The sequence below is a fragment of the Ruegeria profundi genome (genome assembly GCF_049800715.1).
GTDB classification, from domain to species: domain Bacteria; phylum Pseudomonadota; class Alphaproteobacteria; order Rhodobacterales; family Rhodobacteraceae; genus Ruegeria; species Ruegeria profundi_A.
In genome coordinates this window covers 297,721-324,595 of sequence record NZ_JBNAFO010000002.1, presented here as the reverse complement: position 1 = coordinate 324,595, position 26,875 = coordinate 297,721, and the positions used below count along the sequence as shown (strand labels likewise).

Genomic DNA, 26,875 nt, shown 5'->3' with positions numbered 1-26,875 from the left:
ACACGACTCGAACGAGGAGGGCGCGCCATGGCTGCTTCAGCCGACGCGGATTTTAAGACACGCCTTCAGAACTGGATACCCAAGCTGGTCCTGTCACCGTCGTTGGCGATGATGTTGGTCTTTGTCTACGGGTTCATTCTGTTTTCGGTCTACCTGTCATTCACCGACAGTCGCATCCTGCCGTCCTTTGGATGGGTCGGATGGGAAAACTACGACAAACTGTGGCGGCTGAGCCATTGGGAAACCTCGTTGATCAATATGGGGATTTTCGCGAGCCTTTATATCGTGATCTGCACCTGTATAGGCCTGGGTCTGGCGATCTTCCTTGATCAGAAAATCCGCGGCGAAGGGCTGCTGCGCCCGATTTACCTGTATCCGATGGCTCTGAGCTTCATCGTCACCGGTACAGCCTGGAAGTGGTTCCTGGACCCTGGCATCGGGTTGGAAAACGTGATGCACACATGGGGTTGGACCAGCTTCGAGTTCGACTGGATAAAAAACCGTGATTACGCCATCTACACGGTGGTTCTAGCGGCCGTCTGGCAGACAAGCGGCTTCGTAATGGCAATGTTTCTGGCCGGTCTGCGTGGGATCGACAATGAAATTCTGCGGGCCGCGCAAATGGATGGGGCCTCGAATTGGAACCTCTATCGCCGGATCATTATCCCGCAACTGCGCCCAGCCTTCCTGTCGGCCTTTGTGATCCTCAGCCATCTTGCGATCAAGACCTTTGACCTTGTCATCGCCCTGACCGGGGGTGGACCCGGTCGCGCAACCGAACTGCCTGCGACCTTCATGTATTCCTACACGTTCACACGGAACCAGATGGGGATCGGTGCGGCATCGGCCACGATCATGCTGATGACCATCGCGGCGATCATGATCCCCTATCTCTACGCCGAATTGCGGGAGAAACGCTGATGTCCCAAGCAACTCAGGATACCGCAATCCGAACCGGCCGCGTTACGCGCACGCTGATCTACCTGGTGCTGCTGCTGTTCGGTCTTTTCTACCTGCTGCCGCTCTACGTCATGCTGGTGAACTCTGTTAAGCCATTGGAAGAGATCACCGGCGGCGGCATGATGAACCTGCCGCAGGTGTTCACGATTGAGCCGTGGCTCAAGGCGTGGTCTTCGGCGCAGATCGGCGTCGATCCTACAGGGCTGAAGCCCTACTTCTGGAACTCGATCAAGATGGTAGTTCCGGCGGTGATCGTCTCAACCATTCTTGGGGCGTTGAACGGCTATGTGCTGACCAAGTGGCGCTTCAAATACGACACAATCCTATTCGGTCTGATGCTGTTTGCCTGCTTCATCCCGTTTCAGATTGTTCTGATCCCAATGGCGCGGATGTTGGGCATAATCGGGCTGGCAGGCACCACTTGGGGTCTTGCGCTTGTCCACGTTGTCTACGGTATCGGATTCACCACGCTGTACTTCCGCAACTACTACGCCGTGTTCCCGACCGAGCTGATCCGGGCGGCGCAGATTGATGGCGCTGGGTTCTTTCAGATTTTCTGGCGCATACTTCTGCCCAGTTCCGGGCCGATCGCTGTGGTTTCGATCATCTGGCAGTTCACCAATATTTGGAATGACTTCCTGTTCGGCGCGTCCTTTGCCGATGCCAACAGCCAGCCAATGACGGTGGCACTGAACAATCTGGTGCAGTCGTCAACCGGTGTGAAGGAATACAACGTTCATTTCGCAGGCGCCATTCTGGCGGCCATGCCAACTCTGCTCGTCTACATCGTGGCCGGTCGATACTTCGTCCGCGGCCTGATGGCGGGTTCGGTGAAAGGATAAGACCTCATGGGTTTTCTAGACATAGACAACGCGACCAAATCCTACGGGGCGGTCGAGGTTCTGCACAAGGTCGATATCTCGGTGCAGGAGGGTGAGTTCTTGGTGCTGGTCGGTCCCTCGGGCTGTGGCAAATCCACTCTGCTGAACATGATCGCGGGGCTGGAGGAGATCACCAGCGGTGAAATCCGCATCAAGGACCAGGTGATGAACGGGGTGCACCCGTCCAACCGCAACATCGCCATGGTGTTCCAAAGCTATGCTTTGTATCCCAATATGACGGTCGGGCAGAACATCACTTTCGGTCTTGAGATGCATGGTGTGCCCAAGCCTGAACGCGACAAAGCGATGCAAGAAGTTGCCAAGCTCTTGCAGATTGAGCAGTTGCTGGATCGCAAGCCCGGTCAGTTGTCCGGCGGTCAACGTCAGCGGGTTGCAATGGGTCGCGCGTTGGTGCGGAACCCGGACGTTTTCCTGTTCGATGAACCGCTCTCGAACCTCGATGCCAAGCTTCGCGTCGACATGCGAACCGAGATCAAGAAGCTACATCAGAACCTCGGCACCACCATCGTCTACGTGACGCATGACCAGATCGAGGCGATGACGCTTTCAAGCCGCATCGCCGTGATGAACGGCGGCTATGTTCAGCAACTGGGCACGCCGCAGGAAATCTATGACACGCCTGCGAATATCTTCGTTGCAACGTTTATGGGCTCGCCTGCGATGAACGTGGTACCGGCCAAGGTTACGGTTTTGAATGGCCGCCCCCATGCAGAGGTCGCCGTTCACGACGGATCTATGGCGCAACTTCCGTTCAGCCAAGACAACTTGGCCGCATGGGATGGGCGCGAGATCTTGTTGGGAATTCGCCCTGAGACTATCACCGATATGGATGGCGCGGATCGAAAGTCGTCGAACGTCGCGCAGATGACCAACCGTATCGTGGTGACGGAGCCCGCTGGATCGGACACCTTCGTCTCGATGCAATTGGGCGGACGAGATGTGATCGCGCGTATGCGTTCGGATGCCGAAGTGGCACCGGGTCAGGATTTCAACTTTGCAGTTAACATGGAAAAGGCCGTGGCTTTTGATCCCGAAAGCGAGATGCGGATCCTCCCATGAATCGGGCTGACGTCATAATCATTGGGTCGGGTATAGGGGGGGCAACGCTGGCTGCCGCGTTGGCTCCGTCCGGTCGTCGCATTCTGATCCTTGAACGAGGAGAGTGGTTGCAGCCCTCATCTCAGGATCGAGACCCAAGGGCGATCTTTGCCAATGGGCACTTCCGCCCCGATGAAACATGGCTGGATGGAGCAGGCGAGCCTTTCAATCCCGGAAACTACTACTGCGTTGGTGGCAATTCCAAGTTCTACGGCGCAGCTTTGATACGTTATCGGAAAGAGGATTTTGAGCCGCGTCAGCATATGGGTGGCTACTCTCACGGCTGGCCCATGCCCTACGAAGTGCTGGAGCCGGATTATACCGCCGCGGAACAGCTTTACGACGCGCATGGGACCACCAAAGAAGATCCCACCGAGCCACCGCACAGTGGGGATTACCCGCACCCACCTGTGCCGGATGAGGTTGATATTGCAGACCTGAGGACGCGGCTAAGCCAAGTAGGCCTGACGCCATCCTCAGTGCCTTTGGGCGTGGATATTGAGACCTGGCTAGAGGCTGGGCAAACAACTTGGGATGCGTTTCCCAATACATGCGGCGGCAAAATGGATGCCGAAACCTGTGCGCTTACCGAAGCATTGAAGCACGAGAATGTCGAACTTTTAACTAACGCGCGTGTCCGAAAACTGAAGGCTGATGCCTTTGGTCGCGTCACAAGCGTCGAGGTTGATGGCCACGGTGCCCTTAGTACGCCGGTCATCGTGCTCGCGGCAGGTGCGGTACAGTCCTCAGTCCTGTTGCTGCAGTCCGCGAACGACAATTGTCCAACCGGTCTTGCCAATCGGTCCGATCAGGTCGGGCGTAACTTCATGAACCACAATTGCTCGGCGGTTCTGGCCCTTCATCCTCTGCGTCGAAACAGGGCGGTCTATCAAAAGACATTGATGTTCAACGACTATTACAACAGCGACGGACAGGGTGGCTTGCCTTTGGGTAACATTCAGATGTTGGGAAAGATCACTGGACCGATCCTTGCGTCGCAAACCCATCTTCCGGGTCCACTTGCAGCACTGATCGCCAATCGCAGTTTTGATTTCTATGCCATGTCCGAAGATCTGCCGAACCCAGACAGCCGGGTGACGGTCGAAGGTGACCAGATCAGGCTGGATTGGAAACGCTCGAATTGGGCTGCGCACGAGGCCCTGGTTGCGCGGCTAAAGGCGCATCTGAAGCAGGCCGGGTTTCCCGTGGTACTGTCGCGACCATTTGATCGGCGCACTCCGTCGCATCAATGCGGCACGGCGCGGATGGGCAATGACCCGGCAAGCAGTGTCGTCGACACGTTCTGCCGCAGCCACGACCACAAAAACCTTTTCATCGTTGACGCGTCAGTTCTGCCGACATCAGCGGCGGTGAATCCGGCCCTCACGATAGCCGCACTCGCACTCCGTGCGGGGCGTCATATCATTGAAACGGAGTTCGCCGCATGACCGGAACAGCATTGGTGACCGGAGGACAACAGGGCATTGGACTAGGGGTGGCGCGCGCCTTGATCGCGGCGGGGTATAAGGTCGCAATAGCCTCTCGCTCTGCACCCGACAATCCGGTCGTGAGGGCGGCTTTGGAAGAGCTTGGCCCAAGCGCAATTTATGTGCAGCACGACGTGTCCGACATTGATCACGTTCCGGCGCTACTGGATCAGATCGAAGCCGATTTGGGCCCGATCACCGCGTTGATAAACAACGCAGGCGTAGGGGCACCGGTGCGCGGCGACATGCTGGATCTGAAGCCCGAGAACTGGGACTTCGTGCAGAACATCAACCTGCGTGGCGCGTTTTTTCTGGCGCAAGAAGTGGCTCGGCGCATGTTGGAGCAGCCGCACGATACCTATCGATCAATCACCTTTGTCACCTCTGTCAGCGCGACAATGGTGTCGATCGAACGTGCCGAGTACTGCGTGTCCAAGGCGGCCGCAGCGATGATGGCTCAGTTGTTCGCAGTACGCTTGGCCCCCGAAGGCATCGGTGTCTTTGAGCTGCGACCGGGCATCATCGCGACTGAGATGACGGCTGGCGTGCGCGACAAGTACACCGACCGTATCGAAGGCGGACTTGTTCCGGCGGCTCGCTGGGGTGAGCCCGAGGATATTGGATCCGTCGTCGTCCCACTGGTTCAGGGCCAGATGCACTTTGCGAACGGCGCTGTCATCCCGGTGGATGGCGGCTTGTCGATTTCACGTCTGTAAATCAAGGCGCATAAGAATGTCTGAAGGATATGATTTCATTGTCATTGGGGGCGGCTCGGCAGGCTCGGTGATCGCTGCACGTCTTTCCGAAGAACCCTCGGCGCGTGTGCTGTTGTTAGAGGCTGGCTCCACCGACCGTCACCCGTTCTTTCACCTGCCAGCCGGGTTCGCGAAGATGACCAAGGGTATCGGCAGCTGGGGCTGGTCCACGGTTCCGCAAAAGCACATGCAGAACAAGGTCTTCAACTACACCCAGGCCAAGGTGATCGGCGGAGGGTCTGCGATCAACGCGCAAATCTACACACGGGGTGCAGCTCAGGATTACGATGACTGGAGACAGATGGGGTGCGAGGGTTGGAGCTATGCCGACGTGCTGCCCTTTTTCAAAAAATCCGAAGACAACGACACCTACGACAACGAGTTTCACGGCAAAGGCGGACCGCTGGGCGTGTCCATGCCCGCAGCACCTTTGCCAATCTGCGATGCCTACATCAAGGCCGCAGGGGAAGTGGGGATTCCCGGAACGCGCGATGTGAATGGGGCGAAGCAGGATGGCGCGGGGTACTATCAGCTGACCCAGCGCAATGCGCGACGCTCATCTGCCGCGATGGCGTTTATCGCGCCAAACCGCAGCCGACCGAACCTGACGGTGCGCACCGGCGCACAGGTCCGCCGCATCATTGTGGACAAGGGCAGGGCAACTGGTGTCGAGATGATGAACGGGGACAAGATCCTGGCCGCGAAAGAGGTCATTCTGTCGTCAGGTGCCATCGGTTCACCGCGCTTGTTGCAACTGTCGGGAATTGGCCCAGCGGATCATTTGGACAGTCTAGGTATCGACGCGGTTTATCATCAGCCTCAGGTCGGCGCGAACCTGCAAGACCATTTGGATTTGTACTCGATTTGTGAAGTGACCGGCCCGCACACCTACGACCGTTTCGCCAAGCTTCACCTTTCAGCCTTCGCAGGTCTGCAATACCTTTTCACCCGCAAGGGACCGGTCGCGTCCAGTCTATTTGAAACGGGTGGGTTCTGGTACGCAGACCCGGATGCGCGTTCGCCGGATCTTCAAATGCATCTGGGGCTTGGTACCGGCATTGAGGCTGGGGTCGAGGCGATGCCCAACGGCGGGGTTACGCTGAACGCCTGTTTCCTGCGCCCCAGGTCACGCGGAACCGTCCGATTACAAAGTTCAGACCCTGCGGTGATGCCGCTTATTGATCCCAACTATCTGGCGGATCCTTACGATCGCGAGATGTCCATTCGGGGGCTAAAACTGGTGCAGAACATCCTCGCACAGGATGCGCTGAAGCCGTACATCCTGGCCGAACGTTTGCCGGGCCCGGACGTGCGGACCGAGCAGGAGTATTTCGATTTTATCTGCGTACATTCGAAAACATCGCACCACTGTGCTGGAACTTGCCGTATGGGCAGCGATGCCGATGCCGTGCTGGACCCGCGCCTACGATTCAATGGGATCGAAGGGCTTCGCGTCGCGGATGCGTCGATTATGCCGACGGTCAATTCATCCAACACCAATGCACCTACGATCATGATCGGGGAAAAAGCTGCCGACATGATCAAACAAGATCAGGGTTTCTAAAAATGATCCGCCACATCGTACTGACCAAATTCCGCGCCGATGTAGCCGAAGACACAATCGGAGCCATCTACAAAGGCCTCGAGGACGTGTCCAAGATCCTTCCCGGAGCCAGCGGGTTCACCGGGGGCCGAAGTGAAAGCCCCGAGCAGATCGAGCGCGGATACATGCATGGGTTCGTGATCGATTTCGACGATTGGGCCGCGCTGGAGGCCTATCAGAACAACGAAACGCACAAGGCGCTGGGCGCGCAGCTGGTTGAGAACGCCGTGGGTGGTATCGACGGCATTCTGGTTCTGGATTTGGAGGTTTGAGACAATGAAATTGATTTTGCCAAATCTAGATGGGCAATTGGAACCCTATGCGCTGACCGGAACGCCGCTATTACCGCGCGCGCCGCAGGTGCCTCTTACGCGCACGGCCTTTGCAGCGGCTCATGTGGTTTCTGATCCGCTGGCAGAACGTAACCCCTGGGATGGACGCCCCACGGTTGATTGGGAAGCGACACTGCGATTTCGTCAGGGGCTCTGGGATCAGGGGCTGGGTCTGGCCGAAGCTATGGATACCGCACAACGGGGTATGGGTGTCGATTGGGAGACCGCGTTGGAGCTGATCCAGCGCACAATGAAGGCGGCGCAAGCGCATCCGTTGTCGCCCCGGGTGGCTTGTGGCGCTGGGACCGATCATCTGCCTCTAAGCGCGTTGAACACAGCAGGTGAAATTCTGTCAGCCTACGAGCACCAGGCCGAGGCTATCGAGGCCGCCGGAGGGCAATTGATCCTCATGGCGTCACGTGCCTTTCCAGCGATCAACGCGGGTCCGGACACATATCACGACGTCTATCGCGCGCTTATCGATGGGGCGGCGAACCCAGTAATCCTGCACTGGCTTGGCGATATGTTCGATCCTGCATTGACGGGCTATTGGGGTATCACGGATATCGACGCGGCCAGCGACTTTGTGTTGTCCCTGATCAACGAAAATCCTGCCAAGGTTGACGGGATAAAAATATCCTTGCTTGATCAGGCACATGAAGAAGCCTTCCGCGCGCGGCTGCCGGACGACGTGCGCCTCTACACAGGTGACGATTTCAACTACGCCGATCTTATTGCCGGGGATGGAACGCATTTTTCGCACGCTCTGCTTGGCATTTTCGCTGCTATCGCCCCCGCCGCTAGCCAGGCGCTTGAGGCGTTGGCTATGGGCGACATGGATCGCTACAACGCGCTGTTCGCACCGACTATTCCCCTCAGCCGAGAGATATTTAAGGCTCCGACGCGGTTCTACAAAGCCGGGATTGCCTATCTGGCATGGCTGAACGGAGCCCAGTCTCATTTCATCATGCCGGGTGGGTTCCAATCCAGCCGTGACATCTGCCACTACGCGCAAGTGTTCAGATTGGCGGATCAGGCCGGTTTACTCTCGGATCCTGAACTGGCTAAAGCACGGATGACCACGCTTCTTAGCTTGCATGGAGTTGAACAATAGCCTGAATGCGAAGACCCACGATCATAGATGTCGCCAACTCTGCGGGCGTTTCCAAGTCGACGGTAAGCCTTGTGTTGCAGGGCAGCCCACAGGTGAAGCCGGAGACACGCAAGCTCGTCCATACCGCGATGAAAGAGATTGGGTATGTCTACAACCGATCGGCGGCAAATCTGCGAGCCACGGGAACGGCGCTAATAGGTTTGGTGATCAACGACCTAACCAACCCGTTTTTCACCGAGTTTGCGACTTCGTTGCAAATGGCGCTGGGGTCCCGAGGCTATGCGGTTGTGTTGGCCAACACGAACGAAGACCCCGAACTTCAGGATCAGGTGGTGGGCGCAATGCTCGAGCACGGTGTTTCTGCCTTGATCCTTTCGCCAGCTTATGGCGATGTCACAAACACCCTCTCCGCGGTAGAGCGAGCTGGCATTCCATTGATGCAAGTCTTGCGACAAGTTGAAAGCGAAACGGGCAGGTTTCCCTTTATCGCCCCTGATTACGCAGAGGGTGGACGCACGGCAACGCAGTACCTGATCGAAACAGGCGCGCGAAACATCGCCTTTATCGGTGGTCTGGATGGTGCCGAAGTCACTCAGGAAAGGCTGTCCGGCTATATCAGTGCCATGAAAGACAACCACTTGCAGCCTATTGTGAAAACAGGGGAATCCAGCCGATCATTTGGACATGAAGCGACGGCCCACCTATTCAAGGAGCATCCTGCGTGCGATGCCGCAGTATGTTTCAATGATCTTGTTGCTTTTGGGATGATCAATGCCTGCCATGAAACTCAGGTTAAAATTGGAACGGAGTTTCAGATTGTCGGTTTCGACGACATCAAGGAAGCATCAGAGTGCTGGCCAGCTTTGTCTACAGTACATTGCGGCGTCTCTGAGTTTGGAGAACAAGTTGCGGACACTGTTTTGCTGTGGTTGCAGGATGGTGTCGCGCCTGCGCAACACACGCGAACTACAACGCGCTTGGTATTGAGGCAAACTACGAAAGAAACGGTGTAACAAGAGGCTATACCAGCCCTTGTCGAGAGGTCTTGTCGGAGGAACTTTGGTTGAAGGGGGCAGAGCGGTTGCGCAGCTTTTGCCATTACCAGACCTGACTTTTTCAAACACTTCGAGTTTAGTCCCGAGATCATCCGCCTTGCGGTGACGCTATACACTCTCTTGCCGTTCTCGCTTCGGAGTGTCGAAGATCTGCTGCACGAGCGAGGCATCGACGTGAGTCCCGAAACTTTCCACCAATGTGCTTATTGATCCTTGTCAAGAATTGAGCGGGCAAGAAGTGGTACACTCAATGGCAATCTAGGGGAGGGGATTCATGGAAGAGTTGATTGAAATCGGTAGATCCTTTGTTCAGGCGATGCGTGAGCGCCGGGGCCTTGGAAGTGTTGATGAAATGTATGCCGAAAACGCGCAGTCGATTGAAGCCGTTGTGCCTCCGGTTCGACAATTTCGCGTTTCAAAGGGTCGCGAAGCCATCAAGGGAAAAAGAGAGGACTGGTTGGCATCGCATGAAATCCAAGAACTAGAAGTGGATGGCCCCTACGTCCACCCACCCAACCGATTTGGAGTCCGTTTCAGAGCCGAAGTCGTTCAGAAGGCCACGGGTGAGCGTATGACACTGCGCGAGATCGCAGTGTATTCGGTGGCGGAAGGCAAGATTGTGCTGGAAGAGTTCTTCATGCTGCCGAAGTAACATCATCGGCGATTTGTTGGTTCAGTCGGTGCGCACGGCTCTTGGGTGAAGTGAAATTCCGGGCGGAGGTCGGGAATGCAACACAGAACAGTGGCATATTATGTAGGAGTTGATGCGGAAGACGCGTCGATTTTGGAATGCGCTGAAACTGCCCGTACCCAGAACGACCACTTGAATTGCGTATTGATCGCGGCCTTACCTAACCTGCCTTACCTGAAGTATGGATCAAACAGGTTCGTGGAAGCGGGTCTTCCCTCAAACTGGTTGGATGTTCTTCACGCGAAAAATGCCGCCTTGAAGTCTCGGGCCACTGAAGTTGAAGCGCTTCTTGCTGGGCAGGGCGTATCTGCAAATGCAACTGGCTTCATGGGACTTGGAGCAGAGCTACAGCAACTTGTAGCAGAACAAGCCAAATGCTCTGATATCGCTTATCTAGACGCTGGATTGCGAAAAGATCCTGATTTATTTCACAAGATCGCGTGCGGAGTTTTGTTTCATTCGCCTGTCGCTCTGATGATCAATGGAGACCCGTTTGCCCAACGCGACCGCGTTTTTTTGGCATGGAATGACAGCTTGCCTGCGTCCAGGGCAACGCATTTAGCTTTACCCATTCTACTGGCGGCCAAAGAAGTCGTGATTGGGTGTTTTGATTTGCCGTTGCCTGAGGACGTAGAAGGTAGTGTGCCGGGAACTGACCTAGCTGAATGGCTCGGCCATCACGGTTGCAACTTGACCGTGTCGCAGTTCCAGTGCGGGGGGAATTCAATTGCAGACTGCATTCAAGAACGAGCAAGCGAAGCGGGGGCCGATCTCATTGTTATGGGCGCCTATGGGCATTCCCGTTTGCGAGAGTCAGTTTTTGGGGGCACGACGCACGCAATGTTGGAGCAGACAAGTTTACCAGTGCTTTTCGGACACTGATGAAGTGAGCCGAAGACTGTGACTTTCGGGAAGCCATAGCTATAATAATTCATCGTTAAATAGTTAAGAAACCATTTTTTTAAGAGTTTGCTTGAGGTTGAAGCGTGTTTGCCCGACCGTTTTCGCCAAGGAACGCTATCACAATTGACGTTAGTTCATCCCAGTCAGTAAACTCCCTTGCCCCTTCTCGTGGATCGATTTTTCGACCGAGCAAGACGACGTGCTTGAGGATCTCCCTCTCAAAATACCCGTAGTTTTCGGGTCTCACCGCGCCTGCGATCAAAGCCGTCGCATTTGGTTCAAAACCTGTCCGCAGAAGCATTTCGTCAAGATAGTCGCGTGCTTCTTCTCGACCTGACGCAAAAGCAGCTTTTAAACCGACGGAAAGCACGAGAGACTTTCGCTTCATTAGGGCGTCTCTATTTGAAGCGATAAATGTCTCGAATGAATTGGGGTGCCTACGCTCGTGGACAGGGGCCAGAAGAATAACCTTGACCGCATCGTCAAGTGAAACGTGGCTGGGCATTTCATCGGTATTGATAAGCTTTGCGTTGAAACAGGCATTCTTCGCGAGATCGCTGATGAAGCGCGCAATCTTTGCTGTCTGGCCTTCGACCGTGGCGAAGGCGATGAGTACAGTCATTCCGATCCTCCCATAAATCGGTCTGAATAGATTGCTTATTATGAATGAGTGACGTGCGTTGCCCTTGATCTCCATCAAAGGCGTTTCTTGGGACCATATCGGGATCGTTGTCGTACGCTTTTGCTGTCTACGCAGAGCATGTTTTTAGGGAAGTTCGCGGCGGCGTCCATCTCCAAGAAAACCTGCCTTTTCGGCCGATAGCCTTGAAGCTAGCCAACCCTTGGTAGTCTAGCTTGCTACCTTAAGCAAAAGGCTAAGACAGCGACGAAGATTGTAATACTGATGAACCACACTGCGAATTTCACTTGTTGGCGTGCGGGCAGGTTTCTGAGAAGTCTAATCATAGTCAAACCTTTCAGACAAAATCCGGTGTGACGCGGTGCCCCGCTCAATTAGATGATCTTCGACGGTGTCCATCATGGCTGGGGGGCCGCAAAGAACAAAAAGCCAGCTTTCAAATTGTTCAGAAGACAAATTGCGGTCCAAAAGAGGACCGTCGATCAAGCCTGTCTCTCCGGACCAATCCTTTGGCCGTTCGGATAGAACAAATACTGTGTCTTCTTTGGACAACTCCTGGCGATAAACAATCTGCTCCTCCACCCGGTTGCCATAGAAAAGCTTGAGATCGCGCTGTGTTCCATTCAGTCGAACTTGACGCGTAATGCTCAACATTGGAGCGATTCCGATACCGCCTGCGATCAGAACAATGCCTTTCTCAGTTCGGTGGCTGATCGACAGATTCCCGTGCGGGGCATCCAGATAGGCCTTGGTTTGCAGAGCGATCTGTCCGAGGCCGCATGTGAAATCCCCAAGCTCCTTTATCACGAATGAAACTTCGGGGCCTTCGGCGGGTGCTGAACTAATCGAGAATGGGTTTTCATGCAGCGAAAAAGCACTGTGGCCGACGTTTAGCCAGGCAAACTGCCCTGCTTCGAAGGTCAGTCCGTTGTGACCATGGGGCATGAGGCGCAACTCCCATTGCTTCGGTGTTAGTCGAGATACAGACGTGACGCGCCACTGCCTTTTCCTCTGACGTAAAGGGCGAACGAGATAGACATACAGCAAAGTTCCAACTGCAATACTGGTCAGGGCAAGCCAGAGATACATCAACAGCGGATGCCCACCGTAGCGCCCAGCATAGACCGTGTGATGCAACAGCAGGCATGCAATCACCAAGGCTCCCAGCCCGTGTAAGAGGCGCCATGTTTCGTATTTGTAATCAAGGGATTTGCGGGCAATTGCCGAGGCGACCAGAATGAACAGCAAAAAATATGCGCCGATGCCCGATACCAGCACAGAAAAGTCGGTCGAAATCGTAAGTTGGTTTGTTTCATCCCACGGGCGGCGCCCGCCAGAAGGCGTACCCTGATACAGCAGCGGGTGTATCAGCGCAAAGCCGAGTGCTGTACGCGCCATCAACTGATGTACCCGCATGGTTACATCTATACCTAGGCCGGAAGAGATGAACTTGAACCGCCCAGACAGCAGGAACTCGACTAAGATTATTGAAAAAGCAAGCATCCCAAGCCCGGACGCGAGCTCTTGATGAAATGATCTTGGTGGCCATCCCAGAGACCAAGAAAAACCAAAGGGAGCCAAGATCAGCAAAACGTAAATCAGCGCCAGATAAGGCCATTTCATACAGTTTTGCTCCACTGTGCTAAAGCTGGGCAGCTCGGGCTCATTCAAAATAGACGCTAAGCTGACCTGGGATTCCGATCAAGACTACTGCGATTGGTGTTAACTCTGGCGCGACGAGGCAAGTTTAGTGGGCGACGTTTCCCGTTTCAGTTCGTTCAGCCGCTGCGTTCAGTCTGGCTGATGCTGAGGTTGCATGCTTGCGCAAGATCAAGGTCCTTGACCGCTTTTCCTGTCATAATTTTGCGCGCGCGAAATCCGACCAAAGGAGGAGGCTCAAAATGTTGGAAGACAAAAAGTCACCGCAACTTTTCACTGGAATGCATCCGCTCTCTGACAACTTTCGGCGTGAAATGGAAACCTTGATGTCGCGTTTTTTGGGGGGAGGATCACCCTTCCTGCCGATGGAAACGGCTGCGCAACGCACGGGTTTTCCGTCTCTTGATATGACGGGCGCGATTTCGCCGGCAATCGATGTCCAAGAAACGGATTCTGCGATTGTCCTGACGGCTGAATTGCCGGGGCTCGAAGAGGATGATGTGGAAATTGAAATCAAGGACCGCAGGCTAATCTTGAGCGGTCAGAAGAAGATTGCGCATGATGAAGCGGGCGATTTGCGTGTAAGCGAAAGAAGCTATGGCAGCTTTTCCAGAGCCATGTCGCTGCCGGACACTGTAGAAATCGACAGGATTTCAGCCACATTCGACAAGGGCGTTCTGCATGTAGAAATGCCGAAGACTGAACCTCAGGATCCAAGCCGTAAGATCAAGGTATCGTCTAAATAGACAGTCTGGTGGCTCGATACCGCGCATAAAAATGCCAAGGCAGAGGGTCGATCATGGATCGGCCCTCCTAGAGTTGCGGCCTGATAAGTTTCTTTGGTTGAGACCGGGCAGAAATCGCAAGTGTCTGTACAAACGTGTTTTTTGCACGTTCGTACCAGTCCATGGGTTTGGCGTTGAAGCGTGGTAGAATGCCATAACGCGTTTGGGTAGGGGGCCATAATGCGAAAACCAGAAGAGAGTGGCATGACACCCTCAGGACATGCTGGTGAAGGAGAGGTGCGGGCCTTTCTGGAGAGCCTGACCGGACCATCGCGCGGCCAGGTGAACTGGCTGGTCGATAAAGCCCTAACTGTTTCAGTTGACGAGGGCAGGGTGCTAAGCCTTCGACCTAAAGACGACCTGCCTCCGCATGACAACGATATTGCGACCCTACAGTGGGCTGACGACGGCTATAAGATAACCGTGTCGTTAGGGCGCAATGTATGGGTGAACGGGCAAAAAGCCTCATCGGCGCCTCTTGACCATGGCGACATGATCGAGTTTGGCGAAAAGGGCCCCATGTCTCGATACAGGTTGTGCGATCATTCATTTCCCGCGCACCATACAGTCGAGGATATCCTAAGTGATGCATATGCTTACACCCGAACGAGCCGTCGACCTTTCGCCAAAAAGATGTCTGGTGCCTTGCGCGATAGTGGGCGGCGGCTTGCCTCTCAAACCACGATACTGTTCAGGATCACAGTTCTTGCAACGCTTCTTGTGATCGCGGGGTTTGGGTACCTGCTGTATCAAAACGACCGGCGCTTGGCGGATAGCATCGAACAGGAGTCCCGCAAGATTGAAGCGGTCGCAGTTATGCTCGCACAGACGCGAGAAGACGCACTTACGCCTGATGACTTGGCTTCGTTGCGCGACGCATTTGAGAACCAGGTCTTATCGACCGAGGAGCGTCTTGGAACCTTGGAGCAGCGGGCGGGAGCACCCACGCGCGTGATCGCTGCGTCAAATCGATCCGTCGCTTTCCTCCAGGGAGCTTATGGGCTGCGCCACGTGGAAAGCGGCAAGATTTTGCGGCATGTGTTGGGACCGAACGGAGAAAACCTGAAAACCCCATTTGGCCAGCCTTGGATCGAACCGGACGGGACCGGCGAACCCGCAGAATTTCAATTCACCGGAACGGGCTTTTTGATTGCTGGGGTACCGTTGATGGCCACCAATCGCCATGTCGCTTTGCCTTGGACTTCGGGGAACCGAGAACAAGCGCTGATAGACGCGGGTCTTGAGCCAGAGATGTTGAGGCTGCTGGCCTATTTGCCTGATCAAACGGAACCAATAAATGCGCGTCTGGTCCGATTCAGCGACGCGGCAGACTTGGCGATTTTGGCAGTTGAGCCAAGCCGCGTTCAGGACCTCGGAATTCCTTTGGCGGATGCCACGTCGCGCGTAGGTGAAGAGCTGTATCTGTTGGGATATCCAACGGGTTTGAAGGCTTTGATCGCGCAGGCCGGTCCGGGCTTTTTAGGGGAACTAGAAGCAGAAGGAACGTTAAACTTTTGGTCGATCGCGTCCCGGCTTTCTACACAAAGCAAGATACACCCGCTGGCAAGCCGAGGGATTGTTGCGCGGACAAGTGGGAGCGCCATCGTTTATGACGCCGAGACCACAACCGGTGGGAGCGGGGGGCCAGCATTGAATCGGCGGGGTGAGGTCGTTGCCATCAATGCTGCGATCCTGCCCGAGTTTGGTGGCTCAAACATCGGCGTCCCGGTCTCACATCTCAGAGCTCTGCTGGGAGAGGTTGAAAGCCAGTGATCATTCGCTCGTTCGGAAGCGCGAGTTTTGAACAAAAAACACTGTGACCAGTGGAACGATCACCGAGATCACGGCTACGGAGATCAGCAAGTACCCAAGTTCACTGTAGTCCGCGGTGGACGTGACCGTACCGGTTTCTGGATTTGTGACAGCGCGTGTGACGACGAATGTTTGGTTGAGGTATTTGGTGCTGAGGCTGCTGGCCGACAAAGCCATGTTGGTAAACGATGCCATCACCGCAAAAAAGGTCGCTTTCAACTGAACAGGGGCATTGCGTGCGATCCAAGCCAACATCGGGACCATTGCGATCTGTCCAAGCGGCGACTCAACGGCTGTGTCAAGAATGGCAATGAACCTTGCGTCGACAACTCCGCCGGTACGCGCCGCCGTCCATTCATGCACGCCGTAGTAGAGGGCAAGATTGGGCAGGGCGAGTACGCCCGCCGCAATCGTCAGCAACACCACCACATGCGCAATGGAGCGATTGGCCATAAATGGTCGAAGGACGATTAACCCGAGCAGGGCCAGCATCGAAGTCAACAAAGCCAGGATTGCCAGGAACTGTTCATCGAACCCCAGTTCATCGATTTCAAACCATGTCAGGCCTGGTCCCGGTAGCGGCACAGCGCGGAATACAAAAATGATTGTCGCTGTCCCGATTAGGGCTTTGGCTTGGGCCGGTTCCAACTCTTTCAGCAGACGCGACATGAGGTAGAGGATCACCGTCAGGGAAACCGCAAAAACGGTCTCTTGCGCAAATTCGAAATCCGCGGTTCCCAGCACGATGCTAAGCAAAACGAATGCAAGACCGCCGAGCAATATGGACCATCTGACTTCGGTGGCTTCATCCGGCGTATGGGGCGGGTGGCCGCGCTTGACAAGCTGACGCTGGATAAAGCTGTGAAGAACCACTCCACTGACGGACAACACCGGTATGGCCAGAGCTATCAGGTATACTTGGCCATAAAGCGCAAGGCGTTCGGATTTTTGCAGTTCTTCGGTCCCAGAGAATATCCAGATGTTTACAGCCGCAACCGCCGCGAACCCGGAAATGATCGAAACTCTGCCCAAGGTTTGCATCGTCGTGTGCTGAGCACGGGTTTCTTCTGGCGTAAACGGTAGGCCGCGCTGGTCAACCTTTGGGACCGCCTCAACAGTCATGGCGTCAGCGACAACATCCTGAAGGGCATAGCCGGAAGGCGCCAAGAGGAGGGCAACAACATACCAGTCTTCCAACGGCATGAACTTGGACATCTGTGCAGGCGCGGTCACGAGACCGTACATTGTGAGCAAAGACAATGTGATCAAGGATGCGCCGAACAAGATCAGCAAGGACTTCCAACGCCAGAACAAGTCCACGACATGGCCAAGTGGCATTTTGAGGATCCAAGGGAGGCTGGCCCAAAATGCAAGTCCTGCAACGAAAGAGGCGGATAAATCGAGATAGTCTTTTAGGAAAAAAGCTCCGACGACTGAGGTCAGACCGGACACACCGGCCGCGAAATAGACCATCAGTGGCGGCAAATAGGACCATTGCAGCTGCTGAACCAGATCCACAAACGTTCTATGCCACCAGGCCGAAAGTTTTGATCCTATGGAAGCTTGGTCAGTCGTCATATGCTGTGGCAGCTCGCTGAGGCCTATGGTTCGTTGTATCTAGTTAGAGAAATCCAGATCCAAAAAGCAATGCGCTGGTGATCACCCCAAGGATCGGTACCACAAGAGGAACACGGAAGTGTTTGGCGGCCTCGTCCGGCTTCATCTTCAGCAGGAACAGCGAGACATTGACCAGTACAAAGACACCTAGAACGATCTGAGACGTGCGCTCTGCCAGAGTACCAATCGGTATAGTTTGGGTCAGGAGAACGATGATTGCGACGACCAACAAAGTAGCGACAACAGGTGTCTGAGTTGCTTTCGGGACAATCGCCAGAACCTTCGGCAAATGGTCACGGTCAGCTAGGCCGTAGATCACCCGTGAGGCCATGATCATCTGGATCAGTACTCCATTGACTGTCGCCACAATCGCGACTGCGGAAAAGCCTTGTTTGATCACCTCGGGTGCGTTTGAAAACACAAGCGCGAGGGGGGCTGCAGATGTCGACAGAACATCGATCGGAACAACAAGTAGAACCGTCATTGACGTTCCCAGATACAACACGGTCGCCAGAACGAGCGTTAGTAAAATCGCTTTTGGGATCGTGCGGACCGGGTCTTTGACCTCTTCTGCGACATTGGCCATGTCCTCGAAGCCAACAAATGCAAAGAAGGCGAGGAGTGATGCCGCGAAAATGCCTCTCCACGCCTCGAGTTCAAGCGGGGGAAGCATCGAACTGATCCCGTATCCCTGCGGATCCTGAATTGACATGCCCCAGCCAATCACAAAGAGAAGGCCTGCGATCTCGATGATCGTAATGACAGCCGCAACAAAGACCGACTCAGTGATCCCCCAGAGCGCGATTAGACCCATGATCAAAACGACGCTGATGGTCAAAACAGGGATCGCAAAACCTGTTAAAGCGTGCAGGTAAGACGCTGCGCCAATTGCAACTGCAGAGGCAGAGATAATTCCAGAAGCTGCAACCGCGAGCCCGACGAAAACCGCCATCCATCTTTTCCGAAATCCGGCTTCAACATAGGCCGCTTCGCCTGCGCTGACGGGAAATCGCGTTGCGAGTTCTGCATACGAAAGCGCGGTGAGTGATACGACGAGCGCGGCTACAACGAACGAAAACGCTGCAAACGGTCCGGCAATGTCTGCTGTCGCGCCGACCAAAACATAAATGCCCGCTCCGACCGTTACCCCGAGGCCATAAAGCGTGAGCAACGGGGTAGTCAGGGCTCGTCTGAGTTTCTGTTCGTTAGGGTCAACAGAGTTCATAAGCGTTTTCCACCAACTGCCCATTCAGAACGTCGTCTGTGGCGTCCTTCCCAGTTTTGTCCGCGATTGGCGGAGCGGCGCGATCCGATGGTCAAAGCTGCACCGAATGCCTTGTGTCTCAACGTCTGGGCGCATAGGGCGCCAATAAACTAACTGGGGGCTCGCCACCACTTCTGCCGAGCCCCCAGTGGGTGGAACTTCCACTCCTTCAGAATTCCGTTCACCTTTGTGTTTGCTTGGGGACAGACGGGTGAACGTAGAACACGCTGAAACATTCGTATTTCACTATGTGATTCCTATTGGTGCTTTGATCTATGTCAATCAACTCGCGGTCGCCGGTCTGCGAGGCTGAATCCCAACCAACTGTCGTTTGCCGTCGAACTTAACGGCAAAGCAAACATGTCAGGCGGTTTGAGATTTAGGGTGGAAGGCAATTCATAATGCTCTGGAACCTGTTACCAGCCCTGGGCGGCATCGGCCTGTTCCTTATCGGCATGCTGTTGATGACGGACGGTTTGAAGGCGTTGGCAGGGGCGCGATTGCGAGATATTTTGGGCCGGTTCACGTCGACACCGTTTACCGGGGCGGTAACAGGCGCGGTTACGACAGCTGCGATCCAGTCTTCCAGTGCGACGACTGTCGCGGCCGTCGGATTTGTCGCGTCTGGTCTTCTCACCTTTCCCCAAGCGCTTGGGATCATCTTTGGGGCCAATATCGGAACGACCATGACAGGTTGGCTCGTCGCGCTCTTGGGGTTCAAGCTGGACCTTGGGCAAGTGATGTTGCCCGTTGTTTTTGTTGGGGCTTTGCTGGCGCTTTCAGGAAAAAAAGCGGTTGCCGGCATTGGGCTGGCGTTGGCCGGCTTCAGCTTGATTTTCATTGGGATCGAGCAGCTCAAGTCCGGGCTTGACGCCTTTCGCGGCGTAGTTACCCCTGCCGATTTTCCGCCAGATACATTACTGGGCAGGCTGAAGCTTGTATTGATCGGCGTCCTTATCACGATGGTGACGCAGTCTTCGAGTGCTGGTGTTGCAACGGCATTGGCTGCGTTGAGCGCCGGTGCTGTGAACTTCCCTCAAGCCGCGGCTCTCGTCATTGGAATGGACGTGGGGACAACTTTCACCGCTGTTCTGGCCACCTTGGGTGGGGGCACTATGGCGCGTCGAACCGGTTTTGCGCATGTGATCTACAACGTGATGACAGGAGCAATGGCATTTTTTCTGCTGGGGCCGTTTACTTCGGTCTTTGTAAGTGGGACGGGGGCCGGAAACTCACTGACTGCGCTTGTCGCGTTCCATAGTTTCTTCAACGCCATAGGCGTAGCGCTGATCTTGCCGTTCGCGAAACCCTTCGCCAGATTTATCGAGGCGCTCGTACCCGACAGAGGTGCTGAGTTGACGAGGTCTCTGGATCCGCTCGTTCTTGGGGTGCCGGAAATAGCGGTGGATGCAGCAAAAGCTTCAGTCGAACAAATTGTAAGGGCCGAAGTGGGGCACCTTCGGTCATGTATGGGGGCATCTCAGCCAAGCGGACCTGACTATGGGCGGGATAACATTGAGACGGCTGTTTCTGAGGCGCGCTCGTACCTAGACAAGATTGAACTGCCCAGCAGGTCCGACGCAGAGATATCCAGCATCAAGGGTATGTACCATGTCCTCGATCACCTAGACCGGCTGCTTTACCGGTGTAGCCAAGATGATCGGATAAGCGAGTTACCGAAAGACCGGCGTTTGAAGCGGCTCGCTTCGGTGTTGATTACAGCAACGGATGGCTACTTGGAGATCGACAATCCGGTGCAGTGTGAAAACACGCTGAACCGTCTTCGCCGTTTTCTGCGGCGACAGAGGAAACTTCGCAGAGACTTGCTCATCTCCGACGCGGCAACTGACAATCTGCCGGACGACGTGGTTTGGGCTCGGCTCGATGCTCTCAGATGGTTGCATCGCGTATCTTATCACCTCTGGCGAGTTCGTTGGCATTTGAACGCATTGGAAGGAGTGCCGCCTGACCGAAAGGGTGGTGAGGTCAATGACGAACTGGCGTAGTTGGAGGCTGGCGTGGATTAGATTTGGTAAGCGCCCAAACGTTCTTCGACTGAAACGCTATTCTTCGTGCTTAAGCGTGCAACATGAGCAAGGTCAAAGAAGTTTCTTAAGGATGCGGTTTAATAGGATCTGCATCCGGGGCAGCAAATTGGAGGAGCATATGAAGATTGTTCGAGGGGTTTTGCCGGCACTGTTCGTCACGGGACCTGCACTGGCACAGGACGTCAGCGTCGATGATGGGCGTGATTTGTACCGGACGTATTGCTGGCAATGTCACGGTTTCGAAGCGACCGGAGACGGGCCAATGGCAGAAATGCTGGCTATTCGAACGCCCGACCTTACCAAATTGGCGGGCCAAAACGACGGTGTGTTTCCCACAGATCGCATAGCTGAACAGATTGATGGTCGCTCACAACTGCTCGCCCATGGGGGCGAGATGCCAATCTTTGGCGCGGTGTTTGAGACAGACCAACAAATCGCGGTGGCTTTGCCCGACGGGCAACGAATTATGGTTGGCCTGCCGTTGGCGAATTTGCTCGCTTTTCTTGAATCGCTTCAGGCTGACTAGTCACGGGCCAACCAGCTAGTCCGTATCAGCCGTGCGTCTGATTGACATGAGAGTCAGTGGCGGCCCCAACACTTCGAAAGCCACAGTGCTGGCAAGAGTAAAGGCCATGATGGACGCGGCCCAATTCGGAAATTGCTCTCCGGCAACGAGGGCCATGCCCACCGCGACACCAGCCTGTGGCAACAACGCGGGACCGTACCAGCGGGTCTGATGGCGAGGCAGGCCGCCCAGTCTTGCTCCGCAATAGCCCCCGACAAGGCGGGCCGCGGCGCGCAAGATCAGGAAAAGAGCACCAGCCCAGCCCATCAAGCCGAAGGCTTCGATATCCAACGTGGCGCCAGCCAACAGAAAGAACAGGATCATGAATGGCCACTGAATGTGCTCGATCTCATGAAAAGCACGGTCGTGATGGCGGGCAAGATTCCCGATCACTGCGCCTGCAACCATGCCAGCTACCAAGAAGGAAACCTCCAGCCAAAGCGCGAGGCCCGCTGTGAGAAAGACTATGCCCACTGCTTCTGCCTGCATTGGCTCTCCCGGTTTCAAGCGGCCGGTCAGGTAAGCGGATGGCACGCCTAGTGCGGTACCCAACAAAATAGCCCCTCCGAAATCCCACATCGCTGTGGTCGTAACGGTTGCCCAACCATCCGAATGACCGGCCAGAACCAGGGCGATACTGAAAACGATCAGACCCCAAGCGTCATCAATTGCGACGACGCCCTTTAATGTCTCGGTGAAGCTGTTGGACACTCCAGATTGCTTGATCACGTCTGTCATGGCGGCCGGAGCTGTAGCCGTGGCAATTGCCGCCAGCACCAATGCCAGCCCGAAGGGTACGCCGATTGCGGTCAATCCAGCAGACACGATAACAAGGGTTGCAACCACGATTGAAATCGAAATCGTCAGAATGGCTCGGCCATGCCGAACCAGGTTCTCGCGGGTCAAAGATCCTCCAAGAAGGAACGCGACCATCGTCAAGGCCACAATGGATATCTCGTCGAACCACATTGCAACGTCGAGTGGGATCAACCCCATTCCGGCGTTCCCGGCGATCAGACCGAGGAACAGTAAAGTTGTAACACGAGGAAGATGCGTGGCCCGGCCTAGTTGGTCGGCCACCAATCCGGCAAGAAAGAGGACACCAAGGGTAATCAGAAATCCGGCAATGTGCATAGAAATCCAAGCGTTAAGTTCTTGTCTAAACTACTCTAACTCCAACCCTGCCTTCTAGGAACCGATGTCGGAGAGAATGCGAATCTCCCGTCGCAGCTTAAGCCGAAGACCCGAAAAATAAGGGATATTGATCTGTGTTAAGGCGACGGCGCGCCGCAAGTGGCACAATAACTCATTCAGGAAATGAGGAGGAACTTTCGATGCCGACAAAGAAATCCAACACAAATAGCCCGACCTCGCTATTGGAAGTTTTCAAGCAAATGCAGCCACCCATGTCTGGCAATCCGGCCTTCGGAGCCCAGATCGAACAATTTTGGGACGCGCAAGAAAAATTGCTCGAGGAAACAGAGGCCTTTGCGCAGCATTGGTTCGAACGGCGTCATGAAGCGGTTCGGACGGCTTTGCAAGCTGCACGCAATGTGTCTTCGGCAAACCCGTCCGATCCATCGAAAGCCTTTCAGAGCATGGCAGAATGGCAGCGCCATTCGGCTGAGCGGTTGGTTGCTGACGCGCAGGAATGGTTCGAAACCGTGTCCCGTTGTGCATCTTATGTCGCTGAAACCGAAGCTGAAGCTGTCGAGAAAACAGTTGGTGATGTTGCAGCCGCTACAAAGAGTGCGGGGAAATCTTCAAAGTCTGAGCCTGTGTAGGTTTCCTGCTGCCGAAATACCAAACTGAAGTCATCTGAGCAGTAGATAGGAGGTCAAATGTACAAGAATATCCTAATCCCGGTTGCTCTGGACAAAGAACACGACACACAAGCGTCGTTTAAGGCCGCGCGCCAATTGGCTGATGCGGACGCTGTTTTCACCGTTGTGCACGTCCAGGAGCCTATACCGGCATATGTGGGTTCTCAGATCCCAAGCGAAGTGCTGGCACATACGCGGCATGAGATATTGGAAAACCTGCATCAGACTGCCTCTGAAATTTCAGACGCGAAGGTACAGCTCATCTCCGGGCATGCCGGTAGGGCTATTGTCGACTTCGCAAATCTGAACGACGTTGATTGCATCGTCTTAGCGTCACACAAGCCAGGTTTCGAGGACATATTTCTAGGTTCCACTGCGAACAGAGTCGTGCATCATGCCAAGTGTTCGGTTCACGTAATTCGGTGATCCAAAGCTAGCGATACGAGATTCTTTTGTAATGGCCCCTTACTTGCTGAACCAAAATAAAGGCTTGTCAGAGGAACTTGTCTTGAGTCGGGTAGGGGGCTTTTGTAGCCCCTGCTCGTGAAAAGACGAGTTCCCTTCAAATGTTATAAAACCAGCCCAGAAATCATTCTCTTGGCGGTAATGCTACGTGTTTGGTTTCCTCTGTCGCTTAAAAATGTGGGAGACCTGATGCGTAAGCATGGCATCGAAGTCAGCCACAAGACCGTGCGGTAGTGGCGGAACTGGTTTAGCCCGATTTTCGCATCGGAAATTCGGATAAAACGGATCCAGCAGTTGCGGGCATACCCAAAATTGAAATGGCAGATCGGTGAAGTGCTTGTTGAGATCAATGGAAAGTGGCACCACCTGTGGCGCACCGATGATCACGAAGGAGAGGTGCTCGAAGCTGTCGTCACCTATCGCCGAAGCAGGCGGAAAGCATAGAAATTAATAGAGAAATTTATGAACCGCTACGGTGTTGCGGAGAATGTGGTCACGGATCCTTTCGTATCATATCGGGCTGCTCTCAAAGAACTTGGTGCCAAGGGAAAACAACAAACGGGCAGTTTGCTCCACAACCGTGTTGAGAATTCGTACCTTCCTTTCCGACGACGACCATCCGCCTGCCGTTAGTTAAACTTGTTAACTTGCGTCGGGTTGGTTCTCTGGGCGCGCCTGATCAAAAGCGGCAAGGGACAGCGCGTGTTTTTCGATCTCTAGCAGTCGAGTAAAGCGTGTCATGTCCACCCCCCAGCGATGCGCGTTATAGAGCTGGGGGACAAGGCAGATATCGGCGAGGGTCGGGGTATCTGCGAAACTATAACGGGTGTTTTGCGGCAACAGCGCCTGGTAGGCGACAAACCCTTCGGTCATCCAATGGTGGAACCAATCGGTCTGACCGGCAGAGTCCATTCCCATTTGAGATTTGAGGTAGGTCATGACCCTCAGGTTATTCACCGGGTGGATGTCCATCGCGATGGCGTGCGCGGCGGCCTGGACACGCGCGCGCGGCAGGGGGTGGGATGGAAGCAGCCGAGGTTCTGGCGCGATGGCCTCCAGATAGTCGATGATTGCAAGCGACTGGGTCAGGGCTGTGCCGTCCTCCAGAACCAGGGTCGGAACACCCTTGCCAGGGTTGAGCGCGGTGTACCCGGGTTCGCTTTGCTCTCCGGCGACCAGATCGACCGGGCTGTAATCGTAGCTGAGGCCCTTTAGGTTCAAGGCTATGCGAACCCGATATGAAGTCGTTGAGCGCCAGTAGGAATAGAGTTTCATGATATCATCCTGTCGTTGCTCCAACATTGTTACATTTGCAACGAAATTCAACTGGAAAAACCGCGACGTCAGTCTGGCGTCTTGCCAAGGCTGTTTTAAGTGATCCTCTGAGCACTCGATGTTGACAAGATCGGGGTGTTGCTATGACAAGCAGACGGGGTATGCGTGAACTTGAAGTTGTGTCCTTATGTGACCGCAGTGCATGCTAAAACTTCGGGCTGAGGCACGCCCGCGTTACCATCTGTCAACCCGATTGAGGGGTCTTGAAAAATGAACATAGCCTGCTGGTCTGGCCCCAGAAATCTATCCACTGCGATGATGTATGCTTTCGGCGCGCGCGAGGATTGCGCCGTCTGGGATGAGCCGTTCTACGCGGCCTATCTGGCCGAGACTGGGCTGGATCACCCGATGGGCGAGGAGATCGTTGCTGCCGGCGAAACGGACCCCCTTCAGGTCGGCCAGGGTTGCGCAGCGCAGCCGCCCGAAGGCAAGGCGCATATCTACCAGAAACACATGACCCAGCATATGGTTTGGGGCTTGGATCAGCTCTGGATGGATGGGCTGAAACATGTCTTTCTGATCCGCCACCCAGCGCGTGTGCTGGCCAGCTATGCCGCAAAACGCGAAAACCCGACGCTCGAGGATATTGGTTTTGTGCAACAGGCCGAGATTTACGATCTGATCTGCGCGCGAACCGGGGCAGGGGTGATCGTCGACAGCTATGACATTCGTCAGGCGCCCGAACGGATGTTGCGGAAACTATGTGCGGCAATTGATTTGCCCTTTGACCCGGCCATGTTGTCTTGGCCTGCGGGCGGCCATCCGTCGGACGGTGTGTGGGCCAGCCACTGGTACGGGGCCGTGCATGCCTCAACCGGGTTTGCGGGCGCTGAGGGGGCGCTCCCGACCTTACCGCCTGCGCTTCAATCCGTCTGCGACACGGCGATGCCGTATTATGAGCGGCTCAAGGCGGATGCGCTTGTTCTGGAAGGTGATGCATGACGACCGAACTCTCAACTCATGACGCGGAATACGATGCCCGCAACGAGGACCTGAAAATCTGGGTCGATGGCGCGCTGGTTCACAAGGATGAGGCTAAGGTCTCGGTCTATGATTCCGGGTTCATGCTGGGGGATGGCATGTGGGAAGGGCTGCGGCTCTATGATGGATGCTGGGCCTTCTTTGACGAACACATGGATCGGCTGTTTGACAGCTGCAAGGCCGTGTCTCTGGACATCGGCAAAACGCGTGAGGAAATTCACGAGATTCTGGACGCCACCGCCGCCGCCAATGGCGCAACAACCGATGCTCACGCGCGACTGATGATCACGCGCGGTCGCAAGGCCAAGCCGTTTCAGCATCCCAAGCTGTCGCGCTGGGGGCCGACGATTGTAGCCATCGTCGAACACTCCAAAACCGCCGAGGCACTGACCGCGCGGGGGATCCGTCTGGCGACCGTGCCCCAGGTGCGTGGGTTGCCAACCAGCCAGGATGCGAAGTTCAACAGCCACTCCAAACTGAACTGTGTCATCGCCTGTTTGCAGGCGGAACAGGCAGGCGCGGATGAGGGGCTGATGCTGGATCCGCATGGCTTTGTGAACACCACCAACGCTTGTAATTTCTTCATCGTGCGCAAGGGCGAGGTTTGGACCTCGACCGGGGACTACTGCATGAACGGGGTGACGCGGCAGAAGGTGATCGACCTGTGCCGCGCCAATGACATACCGGTTTTCGAAAAGAACTACTCACTCTACGAGGCCTACGGTGCGGATGAGGCGTTTCTGACCGGCACCTTCGGCGCGCAAACCCCAGTGGCTGAGATCGACGGCAAACAGATCGGAGAGGGCAAGGCGGGTCCGATGACATTGCGCATCCGGGCGCTCTACAAAGAACTGGTCGCCCGGAACGTGGCCGCGCAAGCGTGATCCTTGGCCGATCAGCGGGGGCGTGATCGCGCTGTTTGGGGTGTCCTGTATCCAAGCTTAAACAAAGCCATAAACTGCGGGTGAAAAGCAATTTTCA

The 26,875-nt window shown here is 55.1% G+C and carries 25 protein-coding genes and 2 pseudogenes; 21 read left to right on the top strand and 6 right to left on the bottom strand.

What is annotated here, in order from left to right:
* Positions 1-27: 27 nt before the first annotated feature.
* The 12 genes and pseudogenes from ACP15L_RS05475 (at position 28) to ACP15L_RS05420 (ending at position 10,879) form a co-directional block, all read left to right on the top strand.
* A complete protein-coding gene (locus tag ACP15L_RS05475; protein ID WP_170376146.1) occupies positions 28-921 on the top strand; it encodes a carbohydrate ABC transporter permease in 894 nt (297 codons plus the stop codon).
* Positions 921-1,802 carry a carbohydrate ABC transporter permease gene (locus ACP15L_RS05470; protein ID WP_068340098.1) on the top strand — a complete coding sequence of 294 codons (882 nt, stop codon included), beginning with the start codon at positions 921-923 and terminating at the stop codon, positions 1,800-1,802. Before ACP15L_RS05475 ends, ACP15L_RS05470 begins: the two co-directional genes overlap by 1 nt.
* A 6-nt stretch (positions 1,803-1,808) precedes the next feature.
* The gene (locus ACP15L_RS05465; protein ID WP_425083414.1) at positions 1,809-2,921 is read left to right on the top strand and encodes an ABC transporter ATP-binding protein; all 1,113 of its coding nucleotides are present in this window, start codon (positions 1,809-1,811) and stop codon (positions 2,919-2,921) included.
* A complete protein-coding gene (locus ACP15L_RS05460) occupies positions 2,918-4,408 on the top strand; it encodes a GMC oxidoreductase (RefSeq protein WP_425083413.1) in 1,491 nt (496 codons plus the stop codon). The genes ACP15L_RS05465 and ACP15L_RS05460 overlap by 4 nt, the downstream gene beginning before the upstream one ends.
* The gene (locus ACP15L_RS05455) at positions 4,405-5,163 is read left to right on the top strand and encodes a 3-ketoacyl-ACP reductase (protein WP_425083412.1); all 759 of its coding nucleotides are present in this window, start codon (positions 4,405-4,407) and stop codon (positions 5,161-5,163) included. The genes ACP15L_RS05460 and ACP15L_RS05455 overlap by 4 nt, the downstream gene beginning before the upstream one ends.
* 16 nt (positions 5,164-5,179) lie before the next feature.
* Positions 5,180-6,766, top strand: coding sequence for a GMC family oxidoreductase (locus tag ACP15L_RS05450; RefSeq protein WP_425083411.1), 1,587 nt, complete (start codon positions 5,180-5,182; stop codon positions 6,764-6,766).
* A gap of 2 nt (positions 6,767-6,768) precedes the next feature.
* Complete coding sequence (locus ACP15L_RS05445) at positions 6,769-7,077, top strand: Dabb family protein (protein WP_425083410.1); 309 nt, start codon at positions 6,769-6,771, stop codon at positions 7,075-7,077.
* 4 nt (positions 7,078-7,081) lie between these two features.
* The gene (locus ACP15L_RS05440; protein ID WP_425083409.1) at positions 7,082-8,251 is read left to right on the top strand and encodes a dihydrodipicolinate synthase family protein; all 1,170 of its coding nucleotides are present in this window, start codon (positions 7,082-7,084) and stop codon (positions 8,249-8,251) included.
* Between the two features lie 5 nt (positions 8,252-8,256).
* Complete coding sequence (locus tag ACP15L_RS05435) at positions 8,257-9,264, top strand: LacI family DNA-binding transcriptional regulator (protein ID WP_170718277.1); 1,008 nt, start codon at positions 8,257-8,259, stop codon at positions 9,262-9,264.
* An 84-nt stretch (positions 9,265-9,348) separates the two neighbouring features.
* Positions 9,349-9,495, top strand: a pseudogene (locus ACP15L_RS05430) (IS6 family transposase); the annotation flags it as partial.
* Positions 9,496-9,580: 85 nt separating this feature from the next.
* Positions 9,581-9,958, top strand: a complete 378-nt coding sequence (locus ACP15L_RS05425; RefSeq protein WP_170376164.1) for a nuclear transport factor 2 family protein — start codon at positions 9,581-9,583, stop codon at positions 9,956-9,958.
* A gap of 75 nt (positions 9,959-10,033) precedes the next feature.
* On the top strand, positions 10,034-10,879 hold the full coding sequence (locus ACP15L_RS05420; protein ID WP_425083408.1) for a universal stress protein: 846 nt from the start codon (positions 10,034-10,036) through the stop codon (positions 10,877-10,879).
* A gap of 79 nt (positions 10,880-10,958) precedes the next feature.
* Here ACP15L_RS05420 and ACP15L_RS05415 read toward each other — a convergent pair whose 3' ends face one another.
* The gene (locus tag ACP15L_RS05415; RefSeq protein WP_425083407.1) at positions 10,959-11,522 is read right to left on the bottom strand and encodes a flavodoxin domain-containing protein; all 564 of its coding nucleotides are present in this window, start codon (positions 11,520-11,522) and stop codon (positions 10,959-10,961) included.
* Between the two features lie 336 nt (positions 11,523-11,858).
* The gene (locus ACP15L_RS05410) at positions 11,859-13,163 is read right to left on the bottom strand and encodes a ferredoxin reductase family protein (protein ID WP_425083406.1); all 1,305 of its coding nucleotides are present in this window, start codon (positions 13,161-13,163) and stop codon (positions 11,859-11,861) included.
* Between the two features lie 278 nt (positions 13,164-13,441).
* On the opposite strand from ACP15L_RS05410, the gene ACP15L_RS05405 reads away from it, so the two are divergent.
* Together ACP15L_RS05405 and ACP15L_RS05400 are read left to right on the top strand one after the other, a co-directional pair.
* Positions 13,442-13,945, top strand: coding sequence for an Hsp20/alpha crystallin family protein (locus ACP15L_RS05405; RefSeq protein ID WP_425083405.1), 504 nt, complete (start codon positions 13,442-13,444; stop codon positions 13,943-13,945).
* A gap of 243 nt (positions 13,946-14,188) precedes the next feature.
* Positions 14,189-15,757, top strand: coding sequence for a trypsin-like peptidase domain-containing protein (locus ACP15L_RS05400; protein WP_425083404.1), 1,569 nt, complete (start codon positions 14,189-14,191; stop codon positions 15,755-15,757).
* Here the strand turns inward: ACP15L_RS05400 and ACP15L_RS05395 are convergent, their stop codons facing one another.
* Positions 15,758-17,374, bottom strand: a complete 1,617-nt coding sequence (locus ACP15L_RS05395; protein WP_425083403.1) for a hypothetical protein — start codon at positions 17,372-17,374, stop codon at positions 15,758-15,760.
* A 43-nt stretch (positions 17,375-17,417) separates the two neighbouring features.
* Positions 17,418-18,638 (bottom strand): APC family permease, encoded by a 1,221-nt coding sequence (locus ACP15L_RS05390; protein ID WP_425083402.1) that lies wholly within the window; start codon positions 18,636-18,638, stop codon positions 17,418-17,420.
* A gap of 440 nt (positions 18,639-19,078) precedes the next feature.
* Between ACP15L_RS05390 and ACP15L_RS05385 the strand changes: the two genes are divergently transcribed.
* On the top strand, positions 19,079-20,683 hold the full coding sequence (locus tag ACP15L_RS05385; RefSeq protein WP_425083401.1) for a Na/Pi cotransporter family protein: 1,605 nt from the start codon (positions 19,079-19,081) through the stop codon (positions 20,681-20,683).
* The gene (locus ACP15L_RS05380) at positions 20,667-21,251 is read left to right on the top strand and encodes a c-type cytochrome (protein ID WP_425083400.1); all 585 of its coding nucleotides are present in this window, start codon (positions 20,667-20,669) and stop codon (positions 21,249-21,251) included. The genes ACP15L_RS05385 and ACP15L_RS05380 overlap by 17 nt, the downstream gene beginning before the upstream one ends.
* A 15-nt stretch (positions 21,252-21,266) precedes the next feature.
* Here the strand turns inward: ACP15L_RS05380 and ACP15L_RS05375 are convergent, their stop codons facing one another.
* Entirely contained in the window at positions 21,267-22,424 is a 1,158-nt protein-coding gene (locus ACP15L_RS05375; protein WP_425083399.1) for a cation:proton antiporter, read from the bottom strand.
* A gap of 200 nt (positions 22,425-22,624) precedes the next feature.
* Here ACP15L_RS05375 and ACP15L_RS05370 point away from each other — a divergent pair, with 200 nt between their 5' ends.
* The 3 genes and pseudogenes from ACP15L_RS05370 to ACP15L_RS05360 form a co-directional block, all read left to right on the top strand.
* Positions 22,625-23,074, top strand: a complete 450-nt coding sequence (locus ACP15L_RS05370) for a phasin family protein (protein ID WP_170765791.1) — start codon at positions 22,625-22,627, stop codon at positions 23,072-23,074.
* A gap of 57 nt (positions 23,075-23,131) precedes the next feature.
* A complete protein-coding gene (locus ACP15L_RS05365; protein WP_425083398.1) occupies positions 23,132-23,539 on the top strand; it encodes a universal stress protein in 408 nt (135 codons plus the stop codon).
* Between the two features lie 111 nt (positions 23,540-23,650).
* A pseudogene (locus ACP15L_RS05360) lies at positions 23,651-24,202 on the top strand (IS6 family transposase); the annotation flags it as partial.
* Between the two features lie 18 nt (positions 24,203-24,220).
* Here the strand turns inward: ACP15L_RS05360 and maiA are convergent.
* Positions 24,221-24,853 carry a maleylacetoacetate isomerase gene (gene maiA, locus ACP15L_RS05355; RefSeq protein ID WP_425083397.1) on the bottom strand — a complete coding sequence of 211 codons (633 nt, stop codon included), beginning with the start codon at positions 24,851-24,853 and terminating at the stop codon, positions 24,221-24,223.
* A gap of 270 nt (positions 24,854-25,123) precedes the next feature.
* Here maiA and ACP15L_RS05350 point away from each other — a divergent pair, with 270 nt between their 5' ends.
* Together ACP15L_RS05350 and ACP15L_RS05345 are read left to right on the top strand one after the other, a co-directional pair.
* Positions 25,124-25,855, top strand: a complete 732-nt coding sequence (locus ACP15L_RS05350) for an HAD family hydrolase (protein ID WP_425083396.1) — start codon at positions 25,124-25,126, stop codon at positions 25,853-25,855.
* Positions 25,852-26,778, top strand: coding sequence for an aminotransferase class IV (locus ACP15L_RS05345; RefSeq protein WP_425083395.1), 927 nt, complete (start codon positions 25,852-25,854; stop codon positions 26,776-26,778). Before ACP15L_RS05350 ends, ACP15L_RS05345 begins: the two co-directional genes overlap by 4 nt.
* The last annotated feature ends 97 nt before the right edge of the window (positions 26,779-26,875 follow it).